General features: G+C 68.3%; 21 protein-coding genes. 6 read left to right on the top strand and 15 right to left on the bottom strand.

Annotated features, from left to right (window positions below; genetic code table 11):
* Window positions 1–113 precede the first annotated feature (113 nt).
* Window positions 114–665, bottom strand: coding sequence for a VIT1/CCC1 transporter family protein (locus ACT3HL_RS11020; protein ID WP_445086884.1), 552 nt, complete (start codon window positions 663–665; stop codon window positions 114–116).
* Window positions 666–682: 17 nt separating this feature from the next.
* Window positions 683–1003 carry a 4Fe-4S dicluster domain-containing protein gene (locus ACT3HL_RS11015; protein WP_445086883.1) on the bottom strand — a complete coding sequence of 107 codons (321 nt, stop codon included), beginning with the start codon at window positions 1001–1003 and terminating at the stop codon, window positions 683–685.
* A gap of 109 nt (window positions 1004–1112) precedes the next feature.
* Here ACT3HL_RS11015 and ACT3HL_RS11010 point away from each other — a divergent pair, with 109 nt between their 5' ends.
* Window positions 1113–1598, top strand: coding sequence for a cupin domain-containing protein (locus ACT3HL_RS11010; RefSeq protein WP_445086882.1), 486 nt, complete (start codon window positions 1113–1115; stop codon window positions 1596–1598).
* Window positions 1599–1636: 38 nt separating this feature from the next.
* Here ACT3HL_RS11010 and ACT3HL_RS11005 read toward each other — a convergent pair whose 3' ends face one another.
* The 6 genes from ACT3HL_RS11005 to ACT3HL_RS10980 all read right to left on the bottom strand — a co-directional run bounded on the left by ACT3HL_RS11005 (window position 1637) and on the right by ACT3HL_RS10980 (window position 10228).
* On the bottom strand, window positions 1637–1930 hold the full coding sequence (locus ACT3HL_RS11005) for a DUF7853 family protein (RefSeq protein ID WP_445087045.1): 294 nt from the start codon (window positions 1928–1930) through the stop codon (window positions 1637–1639).
* 88 nt (window positions 1931–2018) lie between these two features.
* Window positions 2019–2723 (bottom strand): glutamine amidotransferase-related protein, encoded by a 705-nt coding sequence (locus ACT3HL_RS11000; protein ID WP_445086881.1) that lies wholly within the window; start codon window positions 2721–2723, stop codon window positions 2019–2021.
* 79 nt (window positions 2724–2802) lie between these two features.
* Window positions 2803–3576: an alpha/beta fold hydrolase gene (locus ACT3HL_RS10995; protein ID WP_445086880.1), complete on the bottom strand. Its 774-nt coding sequence runs from the start codon at window positions 3574–3576 to the stop codon at window positions 2803–2805.
* Between the two features lie 93 nt (window positions 3577–3669).
* Window positions 3670–4266, bottom strand: coding sequence for a DUF7504 family protein (locus ACT3HL_RS10990; RefSeq protein ID WP_445086879.1), 597 nt, complete (start codon window positions 4264–4266; stop codon window positions 3670–3672).
* Window positions 4267–4425: 159 nt separating this feature from the next.
* Entirely contained in the window at window positions 4426–7191 is a 2766-nt protein-coding gene (gene alaS / locus ACT3HL_RS10985; RefSeq protein ID WP_445086878.1) for an alanine--tRNA ligase, read from the bottom strand.
* A 70-nt stretch (window positions 7192–7261) separates the two neighbouring features.
* Window positions 7262–10228 (bottom strand): replication factor C small subunit, encoded by a 2967-nt coding sequence (locus tag ACT3HL_RS10980; protein ID WP_445086877.1) that lies wholly within the window; start codon window positions 10226–10228, stop codon window positions 7262–7264.
* 132 nt (window positions 10229–10360) lie between these two features.
* Here ACT3HL_RS10980 and samp2 point away from each other — a divergent pair, with 132 nt between their 5' ends.
* From samp2 to ACT3HL_RS10965, 3 genes are all read left to right on the top strand, one after another.
* On the top strand, window positions 10361–10567 hold the full coding sequence (gene samp2 / locus ACT3HL_RS10975; protein ID WP_445086876.1) for a ubiquitin-like small modifier protein SAMP2: 207 nt from the start codon (window positions 10361–10363) through the stop codon (window positions 10565–10567).
* Between the two features lie 77 nt (window positions 10568–10644).
* Window positions 10645–11652: a sodium:calcium antiporter gene (locus tag ACT3HL_RS10970; protein ID WP_445086875.1), complete on the top strand. Its 1008-nt coding sequence runs from the start codon at window positions 10645–10647 to the stop codon at window positions 11650–11652.
* A 123-nt stretch (window positions 11653–11775) separates the two neighbouring features.
* Window positions 11776–12267, top strand: coding sequence for a GNAT family N-acetyltransferase (locus tag ACT3HL_RS10965; protein WP_445086874.1), 492 nt, complete (start codon window positions 11776–11778; stop codon window positions 12265–12267).
* On the opposite strand, the gene ACT3HL_RS10960 is transcribed toward ACT3HL_RS10965, so the two are convergent.
* Window positions 12260–13633 carry a phosphoglucomutase/phosphomannomutase family protein gene (locus tag ACT3HL_RS10960; protein ID WP_445086873.1) on the bottom strand — a complete coding sequence of 458 codons (1374 nt, stop codon included), beginning with the start codon at window positions 13631–13633 and terminating at the stop codon, window positions 12260–12262. The two genes, ACT3HL_RS10965 and ACT3HL_RS10960, sit on opposite strands and share 8 nt — an antisense overlap.
* Before the next feature lie 126 nt (window positions 13634–13759).
* Here ACT3HL_RS10960 and ACT3HL_RS10955 point away from each other — a divergent pair, with 126 nt between their 5' ends.
* On the top strand, window positions 13760–14296 hold the full coding sequence (locus ACT3HL_RS10955; protein ID WP_445086872.1) for an NAD(P)H-dependent oxidoreductase: 537 nt from the start codon (window positions 13760–13762) through the stop codon (window positions 14294–14296).
* A 32-nt stretch (window positions 14297–14328) separates the two neighbouring features.
* Here ACT3HL_RS10955 and ACT3HL_RS10950 read toward each other — a convergent pair whose 3' ends face one another.
* The 3 genes from ACT3HL_RS10950 to larB all read right to left on the bottom strand — a co-directional run bounded on the left by ACT3HL_RS10950 (window position 14329) and on the right by larB (window position 16345).
* Window positions 14329–14595: a GIY-YIG nuclease family protein gene (locus tag ACT3HL_RS10950; RefSeq protein ID WP_445086871.1), complete on the bottom strand. Its 267-nt coding sequence runs from the start codon at window positions 14593–14595 to the stop codon at window positions 14329–14331.
* A gap of 14 nt (window positions 14596–14609) precedes the next feature.
* Window positions 14610–15473 carry a 5'/3'-nucleotidase SurE gene (gene surE, locus ACT3HL_RS10945; RefSeq protein WP_445086870.1) on the bottom strand — a complete coding sequence of 288 codons (864 nt, stop codon included), beginning with the start codon at window positions 15471–15473 and terminating at the stop codon, window positions 14610–14612.
* 101 nt (window positions 15474–15574) lie between these two features.
* Complete coding sequence (gene larB / locus ACT3HL_RS10940; protein WP_445086869.1) at window positions 15575–16345, bottom strand: nickel pincer cofactor biosynthesis protein LarB; 771 nt, start codon at window positions 16343–16345, stop codon at window positions 15575–15577.
* Between the two features lie 237 nt (window positions 16346–16582).
* Between larB and ACT3HL_RS10935 the strand changes: the two genes are divergently transcribed.
* A complete protein-coding gene (locus ACT3HL_RS10935) occupies window positions 16583–16750 on the top strand; it encodes a DUF1931 domain-containing protein (RefSeq protein ID WP_445086868.1) in 168 nt (55 codons plus the stop codon).
* 152 nt (window positions 16751–16902) lie between these two features.
* Here the strand turns inward: ACT3HL_RS10935 and rpiA are convergent, their stop codons facing one another.
* The 3 genes from rpiA to ACT3HL_RS10920 form a co-directional block, all read right to left on the bottom strand.
* The gene (rpiA, locus tag ACT3HL_RS10930) at window positions 16903–17598 is read right to left on the bottom strand and encodes a ribose-5-phosphate isomerase RpiA (RefSeq protein WP_445086867.1); all 696 of its coding nucleotides are present in this window, start codon (window positions 17596–17598) and stop codon (window positions 16903–16905) included.
* 63 nt (window positions 17599–17661) lie between these two features.
* Window positions 17662–18786 carry an ORC1-type DNA replication protein gene (locus tag ACT3HL_RS10925; RefSeq protein ID WP_445086866.1) on the bottom strand — a complete coding sequence of 375 codons (1125 nt, stop codon included), beginning with the start codon at window positions 18784–18786 and terminating at the stop codon, window positions 17662–17664.
* A 78-nt stretch (window positions 18787–18864) separates the two neighbouring features.
* On the bottom strand, window positions 18865–19173 hold the full coding sequence (locus ACT3HL_RS10920; RefSeq protein WP_445086865.1) for a hypothetical protein: 309 nt from the start codon (window positions 19171–19173) through the stop codon (window positions 18865–18867).
* Window positions 19174–19249: the final 76 nt, after the last annotated feature.

Below are 19249 nucleotides of genomic sequence, written 5' to 3'. Positions count from 1 at the left end.
TTTTCGGCGGGAAGCGACAAGATACTGTCGGCCCACCGACGTTCCACCCTCGTTCGGAATCGGTTGACGGCTTCGGCCCCGCTCGGAATCGGTCGACGTCGTCGGGGAAGCGCTCACGCGATGCCACCGAGGAGGCGCCCGACGGTGTAGGCGACCGCGGCCGCGGCCATCCCGACGGCGAACATCTCCGCCCCGTTGACGTACCACCGCCGCCTCGTCACCAGGCTCCGGCTCGCTCCGACGGTGAAGAACGCGAGGCCGGTGAACGCGATCGAATAGGGGAACGCCGGCTCCAGCTCGAAGATGTACGGGAAAAGCGGAGCCCAGCCCGCGACGACGAAGGCGAGAAACGTGACGAGCGCGGTCCACCGAGGGGACTTTCCGTCGGCCAACTGCTCCGGCGGTGCCGTCGCCGCCGTGTGCGTCGAGCGCTGGTAGTCGAGCTCGGAGCGGCGGCTCAGGTAGTTGCTCATCCCCATCGAGAAGCCGTCCGCAAAGAGGTTCGCCGCGCCCAGTATCAGCACGATAGAGGGATTCAACGCGGCCCCGGCGACCCCGGAGACGACCGCGAACGTCGTCACGATCCCGTCGTTCGCGCCGTAGATGACCTCGGCGAGGTACCGACCCGACGACTCGACGTTGTCGCCGAGAAGCGTCTCGATCATCGGTCGACTGCCCCCGGTTAGCCCCTCGATCCGTCGACGTCGATGGCGTCGACCGGACAGATGTCGACGCAGAGCATGCAGTCGATACACTGGTCCTCGCGAGTCGGTTCCACCTTCCGCTCGGACTCGGGGTGCCCCGGCGTCTCGACCCAGGTGAACACGTCGACCGGGCAGTTCTCGAGGCACGCGCCGTCGGCGACGCAGAGGTCGTAGTCGACCGCGACGTGGGTCCCGTGGATCCCCAGTTTCTCCGGCGGCTCGACCGGCCCCCAGACGTCGACGCCGTTCTCCTCGCCGACCCTCTCGCGGTTGCTGTCGAAGTTCGGATCGATTCCCATTGTCCGCCAGTACAGCCGAAGCGTGGAAAACGTCGTCGGTGCCGCCCTTCCTCTTTGCTTGCCCCGCCGCCTCCCGAGACTTAAGCCGCCGGCCCCCGGGACGTGACGTATGGGACGTGTCAACGAGCGCGAACTGGAGTGGAGCGAGACCGAGCGCGGCGAGACGCGCTTCCGGCGGAAGAAACTCGCGAGCGAGACGGACGCGGCGGCCCTCGGAGCGAGCCTGTATGAACTGCCGCCCGAGTCCTCCTCGTGGCCGTATCACTTCCACGTCGGGAACGAGGAGGCGGTGTACGTCCTCAGCGGAACCGGCCTGCTCCGGACGCCGGAGGGCGAGAGCCGGGTCCGGCCGGGCGACTTCTGCGCGTTTCCGGCGGACCCCGACGGCGCGCACCGCCTCCACAACGACGGCGAGGACCCGCTCCGATACCTCGCGGTCTCGACGATGCGGGACCCGGACGTGACCGTCTACCCCGACTCCGAGAAGATCGGCGTGTACGCGGGGTCGCCGCCCGGCGGCGAGGGGAGCGACCGCGTCGTCTCGGGGTACTACCGCCGCGACGACGACGTCGACTACTGGGAGGGCGAAACGTAGCGGTCGAGACGCTGGCGACTGCCACCGCGACGACGGCGCTACCCCTCGAGCGCGCCCTCGATGGCTTCGACGACGCGCCTCGCCGACTCGCGGTCCGACGACGGCGCGTCGTCCTCGAGATACGTTCGCAGGACGTCGAGGAGGTGTTCGAGTTCGCCCGTCTCGAACGTCTCGTCGACCTCCAGCGAGCGGAGGAGCGCGACGGCGTCCGAGGGGTCCTGTTCGTCGTCAGCGAGGCGTTCGACGGCGGTCACCACGGCGGCGTGGACGACCCACGCCTCTTCGCGGGTCAGATCGAGCGAGGTCGGGGAGTCGTGAGCGGAGGCGGTCATCGGTGTCACCAGCGAAACGTACGACTGGTGACGTATAAAACTATGTCCCGTGTTGGCACACCTCGCACACGTTCGGGCCGGACGCGACTCACCGCACCGGATCCGGGCGCGCCCGCCGAACGTAGCCGGTGAAGTTGGCGAAGAGGCGTTTCGTCCGACAGGCGGCGTCGTAGTTCTCGGCGGTGATCTCGTCGAGGACGGACCGGATCCGCTCCTCCGAGAAGTCCTTCTCCCGCGTGATGGCTTCGGCGGTCTCGCGGTCGTACTCGGGGTGGAACTGGACCCCCCACGCGTCCCCCCGCCGGAAGGCGTGGACCCCGTATTCGTTCTCGGCGAGCAGTTCGGCGTCCGGCGGGAGTTCGGTCACGGCGTCCGAGTGCGACGTGAAGGCGACGAACGACTCGGGAATCCCCTCGAAGAGGTCGTCGGGGGCGGTCCGTTCGATCTCGCTGTATCCGATCTCGTACTCGCCCATCGCCTCCACGCGGCCGCCGAGGGCCGAGGCGAGGACTTGGTGTCCGTAGCAGACGCCGAGGATCGGCAGGCCGCGCTCGTCGGCCTCGGCGACGTACTCGAGGAGCGGCCGGATCCACTCGCGGTCCCAGTAGACGGAGGACCGAGAGCCGGTGACCACGACGCCGTCGAAGTCGAAGTCCGGCGGGCGCTCGCGTTCGGTGACGTCGTACTCGGCGAGGTCGGCGTCGAGTTCCCGTCGGAAGTTCCGGCGCGTGTTCTCGTCGCCGTGGGAGGCGTCCAGCAGCGCGAACCGCAGGCGGTCGTGGCCGCTACTCATCGTCTCGTGGAAGCACTCGGGGACAGAAGTGCTTTGCGCACGCGGGCGGCCGCCGCCCGCGGGCGGCCGGTCGGCGCGCCTACGTGTCTGCGAGAAAGGCCACGAGATCGTCGTTGACGCGTCGGGACGCCTCGATGTGGGCGAGGTGGCCGGCTCCCTCGATCTCCCGGTACGCCCCGCGCGGGAGGTCATCGGCCAGCGCGGACGCGCGCGAACGCGGCCACACCGCGTCCTCGCCGCCGTGGACGACGAGCGCCGGTTCGGTGATCTCATAGAGCCGGTCGGCGACGTCGAACGCCGCGACCGCCGCCGCCTGCGCCTCCCACGCGTCTCGCCTCGCGTCCTCTTCGCCGCGCCACTCGACGATCTGTGCGACCGCGTCGGGGTGCGCGTCGGCGAACGCCTCGGAGAACCCGGCCGCGAGCGACGCTTCGAGTGCGGAGTCGTCGCCGGGGTCGGCCCACAGCGGTTCGAGACCGAGGCCCTCTCCGCGGGCGGCGGTCCCGACGAGCGCGAGGCTGTTCACGCGCGCCGTGTCCAGTGCGGTCTGCAGCGCGACCATCCCGCCGAGGCCCGCGCCGACGACGTGGGCCGAGCGGACCCCGGCCGCCGAGAGGACGGCCGTGAGGTCCGCGGACAGCGACTCGACCGCGTACGGACCGGGCGGCGCGTCCGATCTGCCGGCGCCCCGCAGGTCGGTCACGAGGGCTTGGTACGGCCCCGCGACGGCGGCGTGCTGCCAGCCCCACTGCCAGGCCCCGTACCCCGCGTCGCCGACGAACGCGACGGTCTCCCCGTCGGTGCCGCTCGTCTCGTAGTAGATGTCGACGCCGTCGTTCGTGGCGGTTGGCATACGCGTCGGTTCTACCGGCAGTAGCGGCTTAGGTGTCTCGGACGAGCGCCGGGGCGACGCCGACGCGCGCGACCGGACCCAGAGCGCCTCCGCTCACTGGCTGCGGAGGTGAGCGACCCAGCCGTCGTCGCCGTCCTCGCACTCGATGATGCCGTCGAACAGCGTCTTGAGCAGTTCGACGGTCTGATCGTCCTGCACGGTGGGGTCGCAGTAGAACTGCCCCGCCGCGCCGGTGGTCCGGAGCCGCGTCGTGAGCACGTGCAGAAACCGGTAGACGCTCTGTGGGTCGGTGTACTGCAGCAGCATCGTCAGCGAGTCGGCGACGACGACCGCGTTGTCCCACTCGTTCAGATACGGCGTCGATTTGACGCCGATGCCGGTGAGATTCGACGGCGTCGCGACGGTTTCGACCGAGAAGGACCGGTCTTCGTCCGCGGGGTCGGCGTCGGCGAGATCCGGCGTCGTGATCAGCGCTGCCTCCGCGGGGTCGTCTCCGAGCGCCTCGCGCCAGCCGTCGTACCACCCCGACGGCGACTGCGAGAAGGAGATGCCGAGTATCTGGGCCTCGGCGGGATCTTCGAGGAGCAAGCGCTTGCACTCTGCGTCCGTGAGAGACGCCGACTGCGGTCGAAGGACCAACACCGCGTCGGCGGTGTCGACCTGCGCTGCGACTCGCTCTATGGAGGACACAGTTTAGCTATCTAATAACCGGCGATAAGTCTTGTGTAGTATGCCGAATCCCGCCCCGACAGCGCCGAGATAGGCGTCCTTCGCACCATATATCTGAAACCTGATAATACGAGGATCAGCTGTCACGACCCGTAAACGCGGCGGCACTCGCGCTCGGTCTCAGGCGCGGACCGCGCGCAGGATGTCCGGGGCGTCGTCGAGCGCGTCGTCGAGCGCGTCGACGTTCGGTCCGCCTCCCTGTGCGAAGTCCGGCGGCCCGCCGCCCCCGCCACCGACTTTAGCGGCGAGCCGGCCGACGACCTCGCCGGCGTTGATCCCGGCGTCGTCGGGGGCGCCGACGACGAACTGGGCGCTGTCGCCCGCGCCGGAGCCGAGGACGGCCACGCTGCCCTCCTCGACGAGCGCGTTCGCGGTGGCCCGAAGCTCGTCGGCGTCGGCGTCGAGGCGCTTGACCACCGCGGGCGTGCCGTCGATGTCGATCGCGTCCTCGCCGGCGGCCGCGCGGGCCTCCGCGAGTTCGGTCTTCAGGCGGTCGATCGTCTTGCCGCGCTCCTTCCACTCGGTGAAGAAGCGCTCGGCCGTCTCGGGGATGTCCTCGGGCGTCACGTCGAGTACCTCGGCCGCCTCATAGAGCGCGTCCTCTGTGGCCTGCGTCGCCTCGATCGCGGCGTCGCCGGCGGCGAAGACGATCCGCTCGACGCCGTCTTGGACGGGCTCGGTCGTGAGGACCTTGATCGCGCCGATGTCGCCGGTACGGCTCACGTGCGTGCCGCCGCAGGCCTGCACGTCGTCGCCGACGGTGATCGTTCTGATGTTCTGTCCCGGCGGGATCCCGCCCTGATACAGGTCGAACCCGTACTCCGCCTCGGCCTCGTGGCGGTCGGGCCACGCTTCTTTCACCGAGCGGTTCTGCATCACGAGGTCGTTGGCCACCAGTTCGATCTCTTTGACCTCCGCCCTGGAGATCCGCTCGTAGTGTCGGATGTCGAGCCGCGACCGGTCCGTCCCCTTCTGTGCGCCCGCCTGCCGGACGTGCTCGCCGAGGACCCGTCTGGCGGCGTGGCCGACGACGTGCGTGGCGGTGTGGTGTCGCATCAGCCGGCGGCGGCGGTCGACGTCGAGTTGTCCGCGGACGAACTCGCCCTTGCCGGGGTTGTCGTCGGTCCGGTGGAGGATCACGCCGTCGCGGATCTGGACGTCCGTCACCTGCACGGTCGCGTCGTCGTTCGAGAGCGTCCCGTGGTCTGCCGGCTGACCGCCGCCCTCCGGGTAGAACATCGTCTGATCGAGGACGACGTCGTAGCCCCCCTCGCGCTCGATGACGTCGAGGACGACCGCCTCGAACTCGGTCCGCTCTGCGTCGTCGTAGTAGAGCTTCTCGGTCTCGGGGAGGTCAGCCAGCCGCTCGCTCCGCTCGATCGCCTCCCGCGAGGCGCCCTCGCCCTCGTGGCGCTCGGCGACCAGCGAGTAGAAGTCGTCGGGAACGTCGACGCTCGCGCCGCGCTCCTCGGCGATATCGGCGACCATCTCGGGCTGGATCCCGTGGGAGTCGTACAGCTCGATGAGCGATTCGACCGGGACCGACTCCCCGCTGTCGGCGTACTCCGCGGCCAGACTCTCGACCTTTCGGCGGCCGCGCTCGAGCGTCTCCCGGTACTTCCGCTCCTCGGTGCGGACGATGTCGCGGATCGTATCGCGGTTCTCGTAGTCCAGCCGCGCGGCCTGCATATCGACGAGTTCGTCGAGCGGCGCGTCGACGCCGACGTCGTCGACGAGGCGCTTCGTGCGCCGCAGCACCATCCGCGCGAGATAGCCCGTGCCGACGTTCGAGGGGACGATCTCGTCGCCGAACATATAGGCCAGCGTCCGGCAGTGATCGGCGATGGCGTAAATCGTCTCCAGCGGGTGGAGCAGTTCGGTGAGCTCCTCGGAGTCGACGTCGAGCTCCGCGGCGACGTCGGAGCGCGCCTCGGTGAGGTCGTCGACCTCGTCGATGTCGAGATACCCCGAGAGCTTCGCCGCCCGGTGGACGAGCGCCTCCTCCTCGTCGGTGAGCGACACCCCGGCGTTCGCCTTGAGGAACTCGATCATGTCCGGGTAGACCGCCTCGTAGACGGTCGGTGTCCCCTGTGAGACCCACGTCCACCGCTCGAGTCCGTAGCCGGTGTCGACGATGTAGGTGTCCATCGGCGAGTACCGGTTCCCGTCTTTCATCTCGTAGTCGCCGTCGGGGTCCTGCTCCATCGACATGAAGACGAGCGTCGCCAGCTCGGCGCCGCGGTACAGGACCTCGAAGGCCGGCCCGGCGTTGCCCCCGCCGACCCACGGGTCCTCGATGTAGGTGATCTCCTCGACGTCGGCGCCCAGGTGCTCGAAGAACTGATCGCAGAGGCGGACGGTCTCGTCCTTCCAGTAGACCTCGCCCGAGTAGGCGTACTGGTCGCCGGCCTCCTCGCGGGCGTTGAACGCGTGGTGGGCCATCATCTCGAAGGCCATCGTGTGGCGGCCGGTCTTGCCGACGTTGTCGATGTCCTGCATCCGGATGCACGGCTGGGAGATGCACAGCGGGTTCGCCGGCGGCGGCGTCTGCCCGCTCGTCACCAGGGGCTGGAAGTCGTAGATCGACGCCTGCGTCAGGAGGACGTCGTCGCGCCAGCGGTTCGCCGCGACCGGGTACGGGGCGATGCGCTCGTGGCCGTGCTCCTCGAAAAAGGAGAGGAACGCCTCGCGCATCTCCTCGAGGGAGTACTCCTCGTCGAAGCCCGGGTTGTCGATGAAGGAGTAGTCGTCGGCGGGCGGCTCGCCGCAGGTCTCGCGGTCGGGATCGCGCGTCCAGAAGTGGACGTCCGTCACCGGACACTGCTTCCGGTAGAACCCCTCCTCCTCGAAGTAGTCGAGCCGATACTCCGCTTCGAGTTCACTCATTACCCGTCAGTTGACCAACGGCCGGGTAAAACAGTTCCGGGTGCAGGATCCGCGCTACCGTCTGTTTCCGCTACTCTTCGGCCGCCAGCGACGCCAGCAGCGCCTCGAGTTGGACCCGCTCGTTCGCCCCCGCCGTGATGCGGTAGTCGGCCTCGCCGATCCGCTCCATCAGCCGGATCGTCGTCCGCTCGTCGAGATCGAAGTCCCACGCCGAGCGGTGCAGCTGGTCGATGATGTCGCCGCCCGCCATCCCGGTGTCGACGAGCAGCGTTTCGAGCCGGGACCGCGCCGACGCGAAGTCGCCGTCGATCGCCGCCCGCACCATCTCCTCGATCTCCTCGGGGCGGGCGGTGGAGGTGATCAGATAGACCGTTTCCTCGTCGACGACGTCGCCGGTCGTCGCCGCCGCCTGCAGGGAGTTGATCGCGCGGCGCATGTCGCCACCGGCGGCGTACACGAGCGCGTCGAGGCCGTCCTCGGTGACCTCGATCCCCTCCGCCTCGGCGATGTCGACGACTTGGCTTCGGATCGCGTCGTCCGACAGCGGCGAGAAGCGGAAGACGGCGCAGCGCGACTGGATCGGGTCGATGATCTTCGAGGAGTAGTTACACGAGAGGATGAATCGGGTGTTGTCGGAGAACTGCTCCATCGTCCGGCGCAGCGCCGACTGGGCGTCGTCGGTGAGGCTGTCGGCCTCGTCGAGGAAGATGATCCGGTGGTCGTAGCCGCCGAACGACGAGCGCGCGAAGTTCTTGATCCGATCCCTGACGACGTCGATACCGCGCTCGTCGGAGGCGTTCAGTTCGAGGAAGTTGTTCCGCCAGTCGTCGCCGTAGACCTCGCGGGCGATGGTGGTGGCCGCGGTGGTGTTGTGCATCACGGTGGGGACCGACCCCGCGACATAGTTCCGAGATGACGGTACGGTGAGGTCATAGACGCGACGCGATTCCTGAACCGTTTCGGTCCCGATCACTTCGTCGTAGTAGAGATCCGAATCCACAACGCGGGAGAGTGAATCAATACGTTCGATCACGTCGAGAGAGAGCATTTCGGTGGCTAACGTCTGAACTCTCTCCGCGACCGTCTCGAATCTGACGAGCGAGCCAAGCGCGTGGTCGTCTCTCGTGAGGAGTTCGTTCACATCGACACCACGAATATCGGTGTTCTCGGCGACGCGTTCGTAGGATACGTCGAGACTGTCGATACACGCGGACAGTTCCCGCTGGAGCCGTTCGAGGTCTAGGCTCTCGCGTTCGTTTGCCGCAGCCGACTTCCCGTCAGTCCCATCGAGTACGGGGATGAGATCGGTTACTCGTGACGCGTACGGCGTCCGCCGACCGTCCGCATATTCAAGTAATCGATCGCTTCGAACACCGGTCGAGGCGGAGAGTTCACGCCGGGTTTCGATGGGCTCCAACGCGCGTCGCACATTCATCCACTTGGCCGGGGTTCCAGTGGCGAGGTCCAGTTCGGCTGAGAGCTGTTCGACTCGAACGAGGGCCTCCTGTGCGGACTCGATACGCTGTGCCGCTGCTTCGACGATCTCCGTGAGTTCGGCCTGATGGGCGCTTCGTCCCGGATTATCCGGATTTCGCGTATCCGAGATGAGTGATTGAACCGGGAGGTTCAACGTTTCGCACAGTTGTCGAGCGGCACGCTGTCGAGGTATCGTATCGTGATTGGGGTTCGATTTCTTGTCGGCATGTTTTTTGATTATCCGCTGTTTCCGGTCTATACTAAACCCGATTACGCCGGCGAACCGTCGAATCGCCGGGGATCCCGAGATCTTCAACTCGTGATATTCGCGTTCGATACCGGTACCGTTCGTGGCGGATTTCGTCACAGTTCCCCGACGACTCGGGATTCCGAACGTGGAAAGGAGATACGAGAGCAGCGTAATGTGATCGCCGTTCTTCTGTGTCAGTTCGATAATGCCGTGATCGGAGACGTACGCTTCGCCGTCGAACATCGCTCGGACGAACGCTGCGCGACTCTCATCGTCGGCAACCACGAGCGTCGATCCGATCCCAGACCCGTCACTCGCACTCGCGAAAACGTCGAAAGAGGCACTGAGAAAGTGCGTAAGCGTCTTCGATCGAACGACGACGTACGGGACACCCTTCTGGGTGCCTCGCTCGGGTTCGAGACCGAATACGGATTGTACCGTCTTCTCGAACGCGTCACAGAGGTCTTCGTCGGTATTGTAGAATTTAATTCGACCGCCATCGATCCGAGCTTCCGCGACTGCGAGACCGACGAATCGAGCCAGTTCCGGAGTCAACCGCCACGGAGGCGTAATCGGACGTGAGCGGTTTCCACTCGCATTGACGTACTGGATCGATCGAACGCCGGATTCGAGCGCATCGGTTCCGAGCTCCAACGAGCGGAGCTCCGTGGGGGAGATCGTGGTGTCTGAGAAGCCGAATTCGGCGGCGAACTCGGTGGTGATCCGGACCTGAATTCGTTCGTCGTCAACGCTCGTAAGCCAGTTTAATTCGCTAACAGTCTCTACCTGATAGGAGCACGTTGGAATCTGACGAGGTCGTGCGATCCGATCGCCGTCGATAACATCGCTCGCCTCTTTCCATGTGAGGCCATCCTCGGTAAGCACGAGAAGTTTGTGCTCGGGAGTAACTTCCAACGTGTTCCCGTCTCGTGTCTCGATGCGGCGGAGTTCTGCTGCTTGCTTCCCAAAGACGTGAGACGGTTTGACGTACTCGAATTCGTTCGCGTCGGTGATGGAGAGAATGTGTAAGTCGGACTCAGGCTCTCCGAAGCCCTCCACATCACCAACAACCGAATCGATCCGTTCGATCCCGTTATTCGTGAGAACTGGTGTTTCACCAGTCACACACTTTCCCACGCCTGCCGGCCCCGCGAAGAGCAGGTGCGGTAGGTCGCCGCGCTCGACGTAGGAGCGCAGCCGACCGACGATCTCCTCCTGCCCGTAGATGTCGTCGAACGTCTCGGGTCGGTACTTCTCGATCCAGATCTCGCGCCCCGCCGGGACGTCCGCGGACGCCTCGCCCTCGCTCATACCCGTGAGAGGGACCCCGTGGCTCATAAACCACCCGCGTTGTCCTCGGGATCGAGCGCCCCGAGTGACCCCGGGCTGCGACCCGCGACCGCCGAGCGAAACCGGCAAACCGCCGCCGCGCGAACGACGGGTATGCGCGTGAGCGTCGAGGTCGTCGGCGAGGGAGAAGAGGACGTCGAGGTGGGCGACGACGAGACGTACGCGGACGTCGTCCGCGCCGTCGGCTACTCGCCCCACGAGGTGTCCGTCATCGTCGACGGCCGCCCGGTCCCGGAGGACCAGTCGATCGAGGCCTCGCAGATTCGAGTTCTGCGGCTGATCAAGGGCGGGGGGGCGTAGGGTACGCGAGGCCTCGGTTCGCACTGCGCCGACGCGAGGGGCACGCCTTTCACGTCGGGCGGACTACCACGCGACCAATGCCGGGACTGGCCGCCTCCCTCGTTCTCGTGATCGTCGGGACGCTCGTCATCTGGAAGGGGAGCGAGCACTTCGAGCGCGCCGCGAGGCACCTCAGCAGGTACTACGGCCTACCGGTCGCCATCCACGGCGCCGTCGTCGTGGCCGTCGGGTCGAGTTTCCCGGAGATCAGTTCCATCGTCATCAGTACGGTGGTTCACGGCGAGTTCTCGCTGGGCGTCGGGGCCATCGTCGGGAGCGCCATCTTCAATCTCCTCGTCATCCCCGCGGTGTCGGCGCTGTCCAGCGAGGAACTGGAGGCGACCCGCTCGCTCGTCCTCAAGGACGGGCAGTTCTACATCATCAGCGTCCTCGTGCTGTTCATCGTGTTCGCGCTCGGCGCGACCTACGTCCCGGGCGGGACGAACAGCGCCGCCATCCTGACTCCGACGCTGACGATCCTCCCGCTCGCCACGTACGGGATTTACATCTTCCTCCACCAGCAGGACGCCAGCGACCACCCGGGCGGCCGCTCGCTCGACGTCGACTCGCGACGGGAGTGGGTGACGCTGGCGGTGGCGCTCGTCGTAATCGCCGTCGGCGTCGAAGGGATCGTCCGAGCGGCGCTCTCGCTCGGGGAGATCTTCGGGACGCCGAGTTTCCTGTGGGGGCTGACCGTCATCGCGGCCGCGACGAGCCTCCCCGACGCGTTCGTCAGCGTCCGCGCCGCCAAGAACGACGACAGCGTGACGAGCCTCACGAACGTCCTCGGGAGCAACACGTTCAACCTCCTGGTCGCGATCCCGGTCGGCGTCATCCTCGCGGGGTCGGCGACCATCAACTTCCTCGCGGCGATTCCGACGATGGGCTTTCTCGCGTTCGCGACGCTCGTATTCATCGTCTTCACCCGCACCGGCCTCGAACTGACCGACCGCGAGGCCTACGTGTTCTTGGGGCTGTACGCGGTCTTCCTCCTGTGGATGACCCTCGAGTCCGTCGGCGCCATCGAGACTGTCCAAGGCATCTGAGAGTACCGAATCCGGGGGTGGCGGGCGGCCCGCGGCGACCTACAACGACCCGCGGCGACCTGCTCCGCCGCGCGAGGCTCGCGAAGCGCCGCCCTCTTACCCCGACGGGACGATCTCTCGGACGTGACGCAGGCCGTCCGCGAGTCGAGGCCGTCCGATGCCGACGACGCCGTCGGGTTGCTCGACGCTGCGATGCTCGAATTCGACCGTGAGCGGGTGCGACGCCGCGTCGAGGCGGGATCCACGCTCGTCGCAGTCACCGAGCGGCACGGCGCCGACCCGACGGGGTCCGATCCACCGGGATTATCCCCAAGCGACCGCGTCGTCGGCGTCTGCGTGTTCGACGAGGTCGGCGCCGATGGACGCCGGTCCGGGGCGACCGTGATCGAACAGATCGCGGTTCACCGCTCGCGGCGGGGGCGGGGAATCGGGACGGCGCTCGTCGACGCCGCGGCGGCGCGCTCTGCGGGGCCGGTCCTCGCGCGGTTCCGCGAGCAGGTCCGGCCGTTCTACGAGTCGCTGGGGTTCGAGATTCGGCCCTCCGACGACGGTGACGCGCGCGCCTCCGCGGCTGAGACCGGTGACGACACGCGGCTCTACGGCGTCCTCAGATGAGCGGTTCGACCAGTTCCCGCCCGGCCGCCAGCAACGCGTCGACCCGCTCTCGACTCTCGGCCTCGGCGTAGACGCGCATCTTCGGCTCCGTCCCCGACGGCCGAACGAGGAGCCACGAGCCGTCGTCGAGGAGGAGCTTGAAGCCGTCGAGCGTCACCACCTCCGCGATGTCGCGATCGGCGACCTGTGCGGGCAGCGCGCCGTCGAGGTCGTCGATGACGCGCGCCTTCTCGGCGTCGGGGCAGTCGAGACTGATCTTGCCGGCGACGATGTCGCCGTAGGTGGAACGCAGGCGGTCGACGCGCTCGTCCATCGGCTCGGCGGCCGCGGCGGCGGCGCCGAGCAGCCCCATCAGCACGCCGTCCTTCTCGCGCACGTGCCCGCGGATCGAGAAGCCGCCGGACTCCTCGCCGCCGATGAGGGCGTCGTGCTCGGCCATCCCCCGAGCGATCCACTTGAACCCGACGGGGGTCTCGAACACCTCCTGACCGTGGGCCTCGGCGATGCGGTCGATCAGGAACGTCGTCGAGACCGTCCGGATCGCCGGGCCGGAATCGGATTCGAGGAGGTAGTCGTAGGCGGCCGCGAAAAAGAGGTTCTCGTCGAGGTGCCCGCGGGCGGGCGTCACGAACGCGACGCGGTCGGCGTCGCCGTCGTTCGCCACGCCGAGGTCCGCGTCGTGCTCGGCGACGGCCTCGACGAGCGGTTCGAGGTTCTCGGCGCTGGGCTCCGGCGGGGTCCCGCCGAACGTCGGGTCGCGCTCGTCGCGGACGCTCACGACCTCCGCGCCCGCCGCGCGGAGCAGTCCGTCGGTGACGCCCCGGCCCGAGCCGTGCATCGCGTCGTGAACGACCGTGAGCCCCGAGAGGTCCGCGTCGATCAGCTCCCGTGCGCGCGCTCTGTGCGGCGTCACGACGTCGACGGTCTCGACCGTCCCGCGCTCGGCCTCGGGCAGGAGGTCGGGCTCGCGGAGCCGGGAGCCGACCGCGTCCATCACTTCCGGGAGCGCCGGCGCGCCGTCCGAGGGGATGAACTTCACGCCGTTGTACTCCGGGGGGTTGTGCGAGGCCGTCACCATCAGCGCCCCGGAGAGCCCGCGCTCGACGACGGCGTACGCGACGAGCGGCGTCGGGCAGTCGCGCTCCGGGAGGAGGACGTCGAAGCCGTTTCCGGCGAGGACCGCGGCCAGCGAGTCGGCGAACCCAGCCGAGGTCTCCCGCGCGTCGTAGCCGACGAAGACGGGGTCGTCGTACCCCTCGTCGGCGAGGTAGTCGGCGACCGCCTGCCCGACGACCCGCACGCGCGCGTCGGTGAACGTATCGAGCGTCGCGCGCCACCCGTCCGTCCCGAATGAAATCGCGTCCATACGTGAGGGTCCCCGCCGTCGAACAAAAAGGTGCGGCGACGCGGCGCCGCCTCGGGGCGTCGTTCCGGATCCGCGACGCCGCGCGCTGCCGCTGTCCTTTTCGCCGTCCCCGTCCGAGAGCGTGTAATGATCACAGTCGTCGCCGTCTCCGGCAGTCGACGCGGACGCAGCACCACCAGACGCTCGCTCGACGCGGTCCTCGACGCCGCGCGCGAACTGGGCGCCGAGACCGAGTGCATCGACCTCGGCGCGGTCGACCTCCCGCTGTATCACCCGGACATCGACGAGCAGGGCGACTCCGAGCGACTGCTGGGAACCGTCCGCGACGCAGAGGCGGTGGTGATCGGCTCGCCCGTCTATCACGGCTCGTACTCCTCGACGTTCCGAAACTTCCACGACTACTGCTCGAAGGACGAGTACCGGAACACGGCCGTCGGCCTCGTCGCGACCGCCGGCGGCGGGTCCTACGGCCCCGCGCTTGAGCATCTGCGGAGCACGGTCCGGGGCGTCCACGGTCACACGGTGCCCGAACAGGTCGGGATCCGCGGCGCGTCGGACGCGTTCGACGGCGAGACGCTCACGGACGCGGACATCCGGCGACGACTCGGGGGGCTGGCTGGGGCCGTCGTCGACGAGGCGCGGCGGTTGCACCCGGAGGCGTGAACGGGCCCGGCGGCGCGCGATCGGCCGCGCAGTCAGTCGCGGACGCCACCGAGCCCGACGAGTCGCACTTTCTCCGCGCGCGAGAGCTGTTTGATCTCGTGCTCGCGCGACATCGCCGCCGACTTCGAGTCGAACGCCTCGGTGTGGACGAGTTCGACCGGCGTCCGTCCGCGGGTGTACTTCGCGCCGTCGCCGGCGTCGTGTTCGGCGACGCGGCGCTCGACGTCGGTCGTGTAGCCGGTGTACAGCGACCCGTCGGCGCACTCGACGACGTAGACGTAGTGGTCGGCGTCGGCCATCGTCTGGCCCCCGTTCACTCGACGGTGATCGTCTCGACGACCTCCGCCAGCGCGGCGCTGTCGGGCGAGACGTGGTCCACGGACAGCGGCGACACGCTGACCGCGGCGTCGACCATCGCGCGCCGGTCCGTCCCGACGGGGTAGCGATCGCGGTGTTCGTCGGTCGCCGGGAACGGGTTCTCCCAGCCGACCACGCCGGGCCACGTCCGGTCGTGGAGGTGCACGACCCGCTCGCCGTCGGCCAGCTCGCCGCCGTCGGAGCCGAACTCGCCGTCGAGCGCATCGGGGTCGGCGGGCACGACGTCCTGTTCGTAGTCGTGATAGGGCTCGGTGAGCATCACCGGCGGGGACGGCGAGTCCACCGGCGCATTGACGTTGAGCAGGTCGACGTCCTCGTAGATGCCGGCCTCGAGCCCGCGCTCGACGAGCCGTCGGGCGATCCGCGCGGGGCGCTCGAAGTCGTACTCCTCCGGCGGCGCGAGGAAGAAGTCCGTCGAGTGGTACGCCGAGACGGCGAGCGCGGGCGTCCCGAGGAACGCCGCCTCGATGCCCGCGCCGACGGTCCCGGAGCGCCCGACGACGTAGTTCCCGGCGTTCGGGCCGTTGTTGACGCCGGAGACGACGATGTCGAAGTCGGTGTCCAGCCCCCGGAGACCGTAGGCGACGCAGTCCGCGGGCGTTCCGGCGAGGGAGTAGCCCCACGGGTGATCGCGAACGACCGTCGTGTGGTTCCGAGTCCTCCCCACGCCGCTTTGGTTTTCGACCGGGGCGACCACGGTGACGTCGCCGAGCGCGGTGAGTTCGGTGCGGAGTCCGGCGATGCCCGGCGCGTCGATACCGTCGTCGTTGGTCAACAGGATGGCGGGGGCCTCACTCATCGCCGTGAAGGTACGCGGTGAGACAGGTAGCCCTTCCGGTTCGGCGCGGACGGGCCGGCGGCGCGCTCACCGTGAGTCCGACCGGATGCCTCTCTTCGCGGTCACTCCCCGCCGCGCGCGTCGCTGACGGCGCGGGCGACGAGCCCGGCCTGCGCGCCGGCCACGAAGCCCGCGTCGGTGTTGACGACCGAGAGGACCGTACAGGACTGGAGCATCCCCGCGAGTGCCGCCTCGCCGTCGCCGCCGTGGCCGTAGCCCGTCGAGACGGGGACGCCGATGACCGGCGTGTCGACCAGCCCGGCCACGACGGTCGGCAGCGCGCCCTCCCGGCCGGCCGCGACGACGAGGACGTCGGCCGCGCGGAGCGTTTCGAGGTGGTCGAGCACGCGGCCGAGGTGGGCGACGCCGACGTCTTCGATCCGCTCGACGGCCGCGCCCATCGCGCCGAGGACCGCCGCGGCCTCGCCGGCGACCGCCGCGTCCGCCGTCCCGCCCGTGACGATCGCGACCGTCGCGTCGAGTGACGGCGGCTCGTACTCGGCCGTCCGCGCGAGGAGCGTCCGCGCGCGCTCGTCGTGAGACAGTTCGACCGCGGCGTCGAGGGAGCCGACGGCCTCGGAGACAGCGTCGACGTCCGCCCCGGAGACGCGCGTGAGCAGGGCCCGCCCGGTTGCACGGAGTGCGGCCGTCGTCAGATCGGCCACCTCGTCGGGGGTTTTGTCCGCGGCGAGGATCCCTTCGGGGACGCCTCGGCGCCGTTCCCGGGCGGCGTCGAACCGGCCCGCACCGGTGGTCACGTAGCCGGCGAGCCGCGCCTCCGCGTCCGCCGGCGAGAGTTCGCCCGCTGCGACGGCTTCGAGCACTTCGCGCATAGCGTTCTCTCGACAGACGAGCGCCACGTACTTGTCGTTTCACGACGCGCGCGCCGGAAAGCCTCGACGAGAACCCGCGGCGAGGGCGAGCGATTCCCATAATTCGACGGACTGGGGAAATGCGAATTCAGAGCATATAAATCATTCTCATAGGAAACGCTGTAGACGACACGCACGGACGGAGACGACGGCATTTTGGAAAATCTTTTTATATAGGGCCGATATAGGGAGACGTGTATGGCAGACCTTATTGTCAAAGCAGCAGTCAAGGAAGCGCTCCAGGACAAAAACGTTGCCTCCGACTTCTACGACGCGCTCGATGGCGAAGTGAACGAGCTGCTCGAAGACGCTGCCCGTCGCGCCGAACAGAACGACCGAAAGACGGTGCAGCCCCGCGACCTGTAGGCCGGTAGACCCGACGCAGATTTTTTGCGATAGCAACGACGCGTAGCCCGAGCGCTCGCCGGCGGGTGCCCGTCATAATGATCACTCTCGTCTCTTACCGGTGAGCGCCGCCAGCGGGGGTGGCGCTCACCGGTGAAAAGTGAGCGTAATCATTATCGGTCGCGCCGCCGGACGTCGACGCCGTCGTCGGTCCCCACGTAGGCGGCGTCGACGAGGTCGACGAACAGTCCGTGTTCGACGACGCCGGGGACGCCGGAGAGCGCCGCTGCCAGCGCGTTCGGGTCGTCGATCGGGCCGAACTCGCAGTCGAGCACGAGGTTCCCGTTGTCGGTGACGACCGGCCCGTCCTTGCGCTCGGCCCGGCGGAGCGCGGGCTCGCCTCCCAGCGCCGCGACGTCCCGCTCGACGGCCGTGTGCGCGTCCGGAAGCACCTCCACGGGGACGGCCCGGTCGAGCGTCTCGACGGCCTTCGAGGGATCGGCCACGACGACGAACCGGTCGGCGGCGGCGTCGACGATCTTTTCGCGCGCGTGGGCCGCACCCCCGCCTTTGATCGCGTGGAGCGCCGTGTCGATCTGGTCTGCGCCGTCGATGGCGAGGTCGATCTCCCCGGTCTCCTCGAGCGACCGGAGCGGGATCCCGGACTCGCGAGCGAGCGCCCGCGAATCGAACGACGTCGGCACGCCGCGGACGTCGAGACCGTCGGCGACCCGGCGCCCGATCGCGCGGATCGCGTAGGCGGCGGTGCTGCCGGTCCCGAGCCCGACGACGTCGCCGTCTTCGACGAGTTCGGCGGCGCGCTCGCCAGCGCGTCGCTTCTGGTCGTCGGTGCCGCCGGTCGTCTTCATACGCGTTGTCTCGACGACGCGCGGCACAAAGCTTCCGCTCTCGACCGGGGTCGCGGCCGGCAGTTACAGTCGATCCAGCACGGCCTCGGCGTCGTACGCGAGCGAGAGCGACCGCGACCGACCGCGACCCTCGATGTCGGCGTAGTCGGCGTCCACGAGGCCGAGCTGGTCGAGCTTGTTGACGATCTCGGAGTACCGCGTGTACCCGAGACCGGTCTCCTCGCGGAACGACTCGTACACCGCGCCGGCCTGCTCGCCGTCGTGCTCGGCGACGACGCGGACGAGCTCGCGCTCCCGATCGGAGAGCCCGCGGAGGCTCCGCGAGAGGTGGACGTACTTCGACTTCTCGTAGGCGGCCTCGACGTCCTCGACGGAGACGGTTCGGCTCGCGCGCATCTCCGCGTGGAGGCCGGCGCGGCGGAGCAGGTCGATCCCCACGCGCAGGTCGCCGCTCTCGGCGGTGAGCTCCGCCACGCGGTCGAGCTCCGGGGCGCCGACGACGCCCTCGTGAAAGCCCCGGCGGACGCGCTCGCGCAGGATATCGACGATCTCGTCGACGTCGTAGACCGGGAAGTACACCTCCTCGGGCCGGAAGACGCTCTGGACCCGCCCGTCGAGTTCGTCTATCACGTCGAGGGCGAGGTCCGAGGAGATGACGACGACACCGATGCGCGCGCCCGCGTGCGCCTCGTGCGCCCGGAGGAGCGAATAGAGCGTGTCCGAGGCCTCGTTCTCATAGAAGAGGTAGTTCACGTCGTCGAGCGCGACCGTGAGCACCTCGTCGTCTTCGGACAGCCGGTCGGTGATCTGCCCGAACAGCTTCTTGAAGGAGATGCCTGAGGAGGGGGGCTCGTACTCGAAGAGGTGCTCGAAGACGCGCGAGAAGACGGCGTAGCGCGTCGAGTCGACCTGGCAGTTGACGCGGACGGTCTGCACGCCGCTCTGTGCGCCGAGTTCGCTGAAGAGCTTCTGCACCGCGGTCGTCTTCCCGGTGCCCGGCGGCCCGCGGATCAGCGTGTTGAGCGGACGCGATCCGCGGACGGCCGGCCGGAGCGCGTACTTCAGGCTCTCCAGTTGGCTCTCGCGGTGTTCGAACGTCTCGGGGACGTAGTCGATCTCGAAGACGCGTTCGTCGCGGAAGACGGTCTCGTCCCACGACAGCATCCCCTCGTCGGGGTCGTCCCTCATCGGTTCAATCACGACGAGGAGTCTACTTAACCGTTCCCCAGATCCGGGCACCCACCGCCTCGGTGTGGGCCGCAGCGGTCACTCCGTGACGAGCCGATAGACGCGGAAGAGGGCGAAGACGCCGGCCACGAGCGCGATGAGGCCGACCGCCAGCGCGACGTAAGAGGCCGACCCGCGGAGGAACGGCCCGATCCCGCCGACCGCGACCGAGAGGCAGATCGCCGTCAGTGCGAGATAAAAGAGGATCAGCGTGGCCGTGCCGAGGACGTCCCAGATCGCCTCGCGAGTCGCTCGGTAAATCAGGTCGTACGTCGCGTCGCCGACGTCCCCGGGCGGGTCGTCTGCGTCGACTCTCGCGGAGGCGCGAGGCGGATCGTCGGGAACCATACTGGGCGCTCATAGCCCAGCGCAAAAAATCCACGAGGTGGTCTGCCACGCGGGGCCTCTCCCGGTCGCACGGATG

This window comes from Halobellus sp. GM3 (genome assembly GCF_052545375.1).
Note: the sequence above shows the minus strand (reverse complement) of the source record. Positions and strands in the feature narration are given on the sequence as shown.

Coding starts and splice junctions, on each gene's coding strand:
- ACT3HL_RS11020 (WP_445086884.1), bottom strand. CDS start 665: ATGATCGAGACGCTTCTCGGCGACAACGTCGAGTCGTCGGGTCGGTAC.
- ACT3HL_RS11015 (WP_445086883.1), bottom strand. CDS start 1,003: ATGGGAATCGATCCGAACTTCGACAGCAACCGCGAGAGGGTCGGCGAG.
- ACT3HL_RS11010 (WP_445086882.1), top strand. CDS start 1,113: ATGGGACGTGTCAACGAGCGCGAACTGGAGTGGAGCGAGACCGAGCGC.
- ACT3HL_RS11005 (WP_445087045.1), bottom strand. CDS start 1,930: ATGACCGCCTCCGCTCACGACTCCCCGACCTCGCTCGATCTGACCCGC.
- ACT3HL_RS11000 (WP_445086881.1), bottom strand. CDS start 2,723: ATGAGTAGCGGCCACGACCGCCTGCGGTTCGCGCTGCTGGACGCCTCC.
- ACT3HL_RS10995 (WP_445086880.1), bottom strand. CDS start 3,576: ATGCCAACCGCCACGAACGACGGCGTCGACATCTACTACGAGACGAGC.
- alaS (WP_445086878.1), bottom strand. CDS start 7,191: ATGAGTGAACTCGAAGCGGAGTATCGGCTCGACTACTTCGAGGAGGAG.
- ACT3HL_RS10980 (WP_445086877.1), bottom strand. CDS start 10,228: ATGAGCGAGGGCGAGGCGTCCGCGGACGTCCCGGCGGGGCGCGAGATC.
- samp2 (WP_445086876.1), top strand. CDS start 10,361: ATGCGCGTGAGCGTCGAGGTCGTCGGCGAGGGAGAAGAGGACGTCGAG.
- ACT3HL_RS10970 (WP_445086875.1), top strand. CDS start 10,645: ATGCCGGGACTGGCCGCCTCCCTCGTTCTCGTGATCGTCGGGACGCTC.
- ACT3HL_RS10960 (WP_445086873.1), bottom strand. CDS start 13,633: ATGGACGCGATTTCATTCGGGACGGACGGGTGGCGCGCGACGCTCGAT.
- ACT3HL_RS10955 (WP_445086872.1), top strand. CDS start 13,760: ATGATCACAGTCGTCGCCGTCTCCGGCAGTCGACGCGGACGCAGCACC.
- ACT3HL_RS10950 (WP_445086871.1), bottom strand. CDS start 14,595: ATGGCCGACGCCGACCACTACGTCTACGTCGTCGAGTGCGCCGACGGG.
- surE (WP_445086870.1), bottom strand. CDS start 15,473: ATGAGTGAGGCCCCCGCCATCCTGTTGACCAACGACGACGGTATCGAC.
- larB (WP_445086869.1), bottom strand. CDS start 16,345: ATGCGCGAAGTGCTCGAAGCCGTCGCAGCGGGCGAACTCTCGCCGGCG.
- ACT3HL_RS10935 (WP_445086868.1), top strand. CDS start 16,583: ATGGCAGACCTTATTGTCAAAGCAGCAGTCAAGGAAGCGCTCCAGGAC.
- rpiA (WP_445086867.1), bottom strand. CDS start 17,598: ATGAAGACGACCGGCGGCACCGACGACCAGAAGCGACGCGCTGGCGAG.
- ACT3HL_RS10925 (WP_445086866.1), bottom strand. CDS start 18,786: ATGAGGGACGACCCCGACGAGGGGATGCTGTCGTGGGACGAGACCGTC.
- ACT3HL_RS10920 (WP_445086865.1), bottom strand. CDS start 19,173: ATGGTTCCCGACGATCCGCCTCGCGCCTCCGCGAGAGTCGACGCAGAC.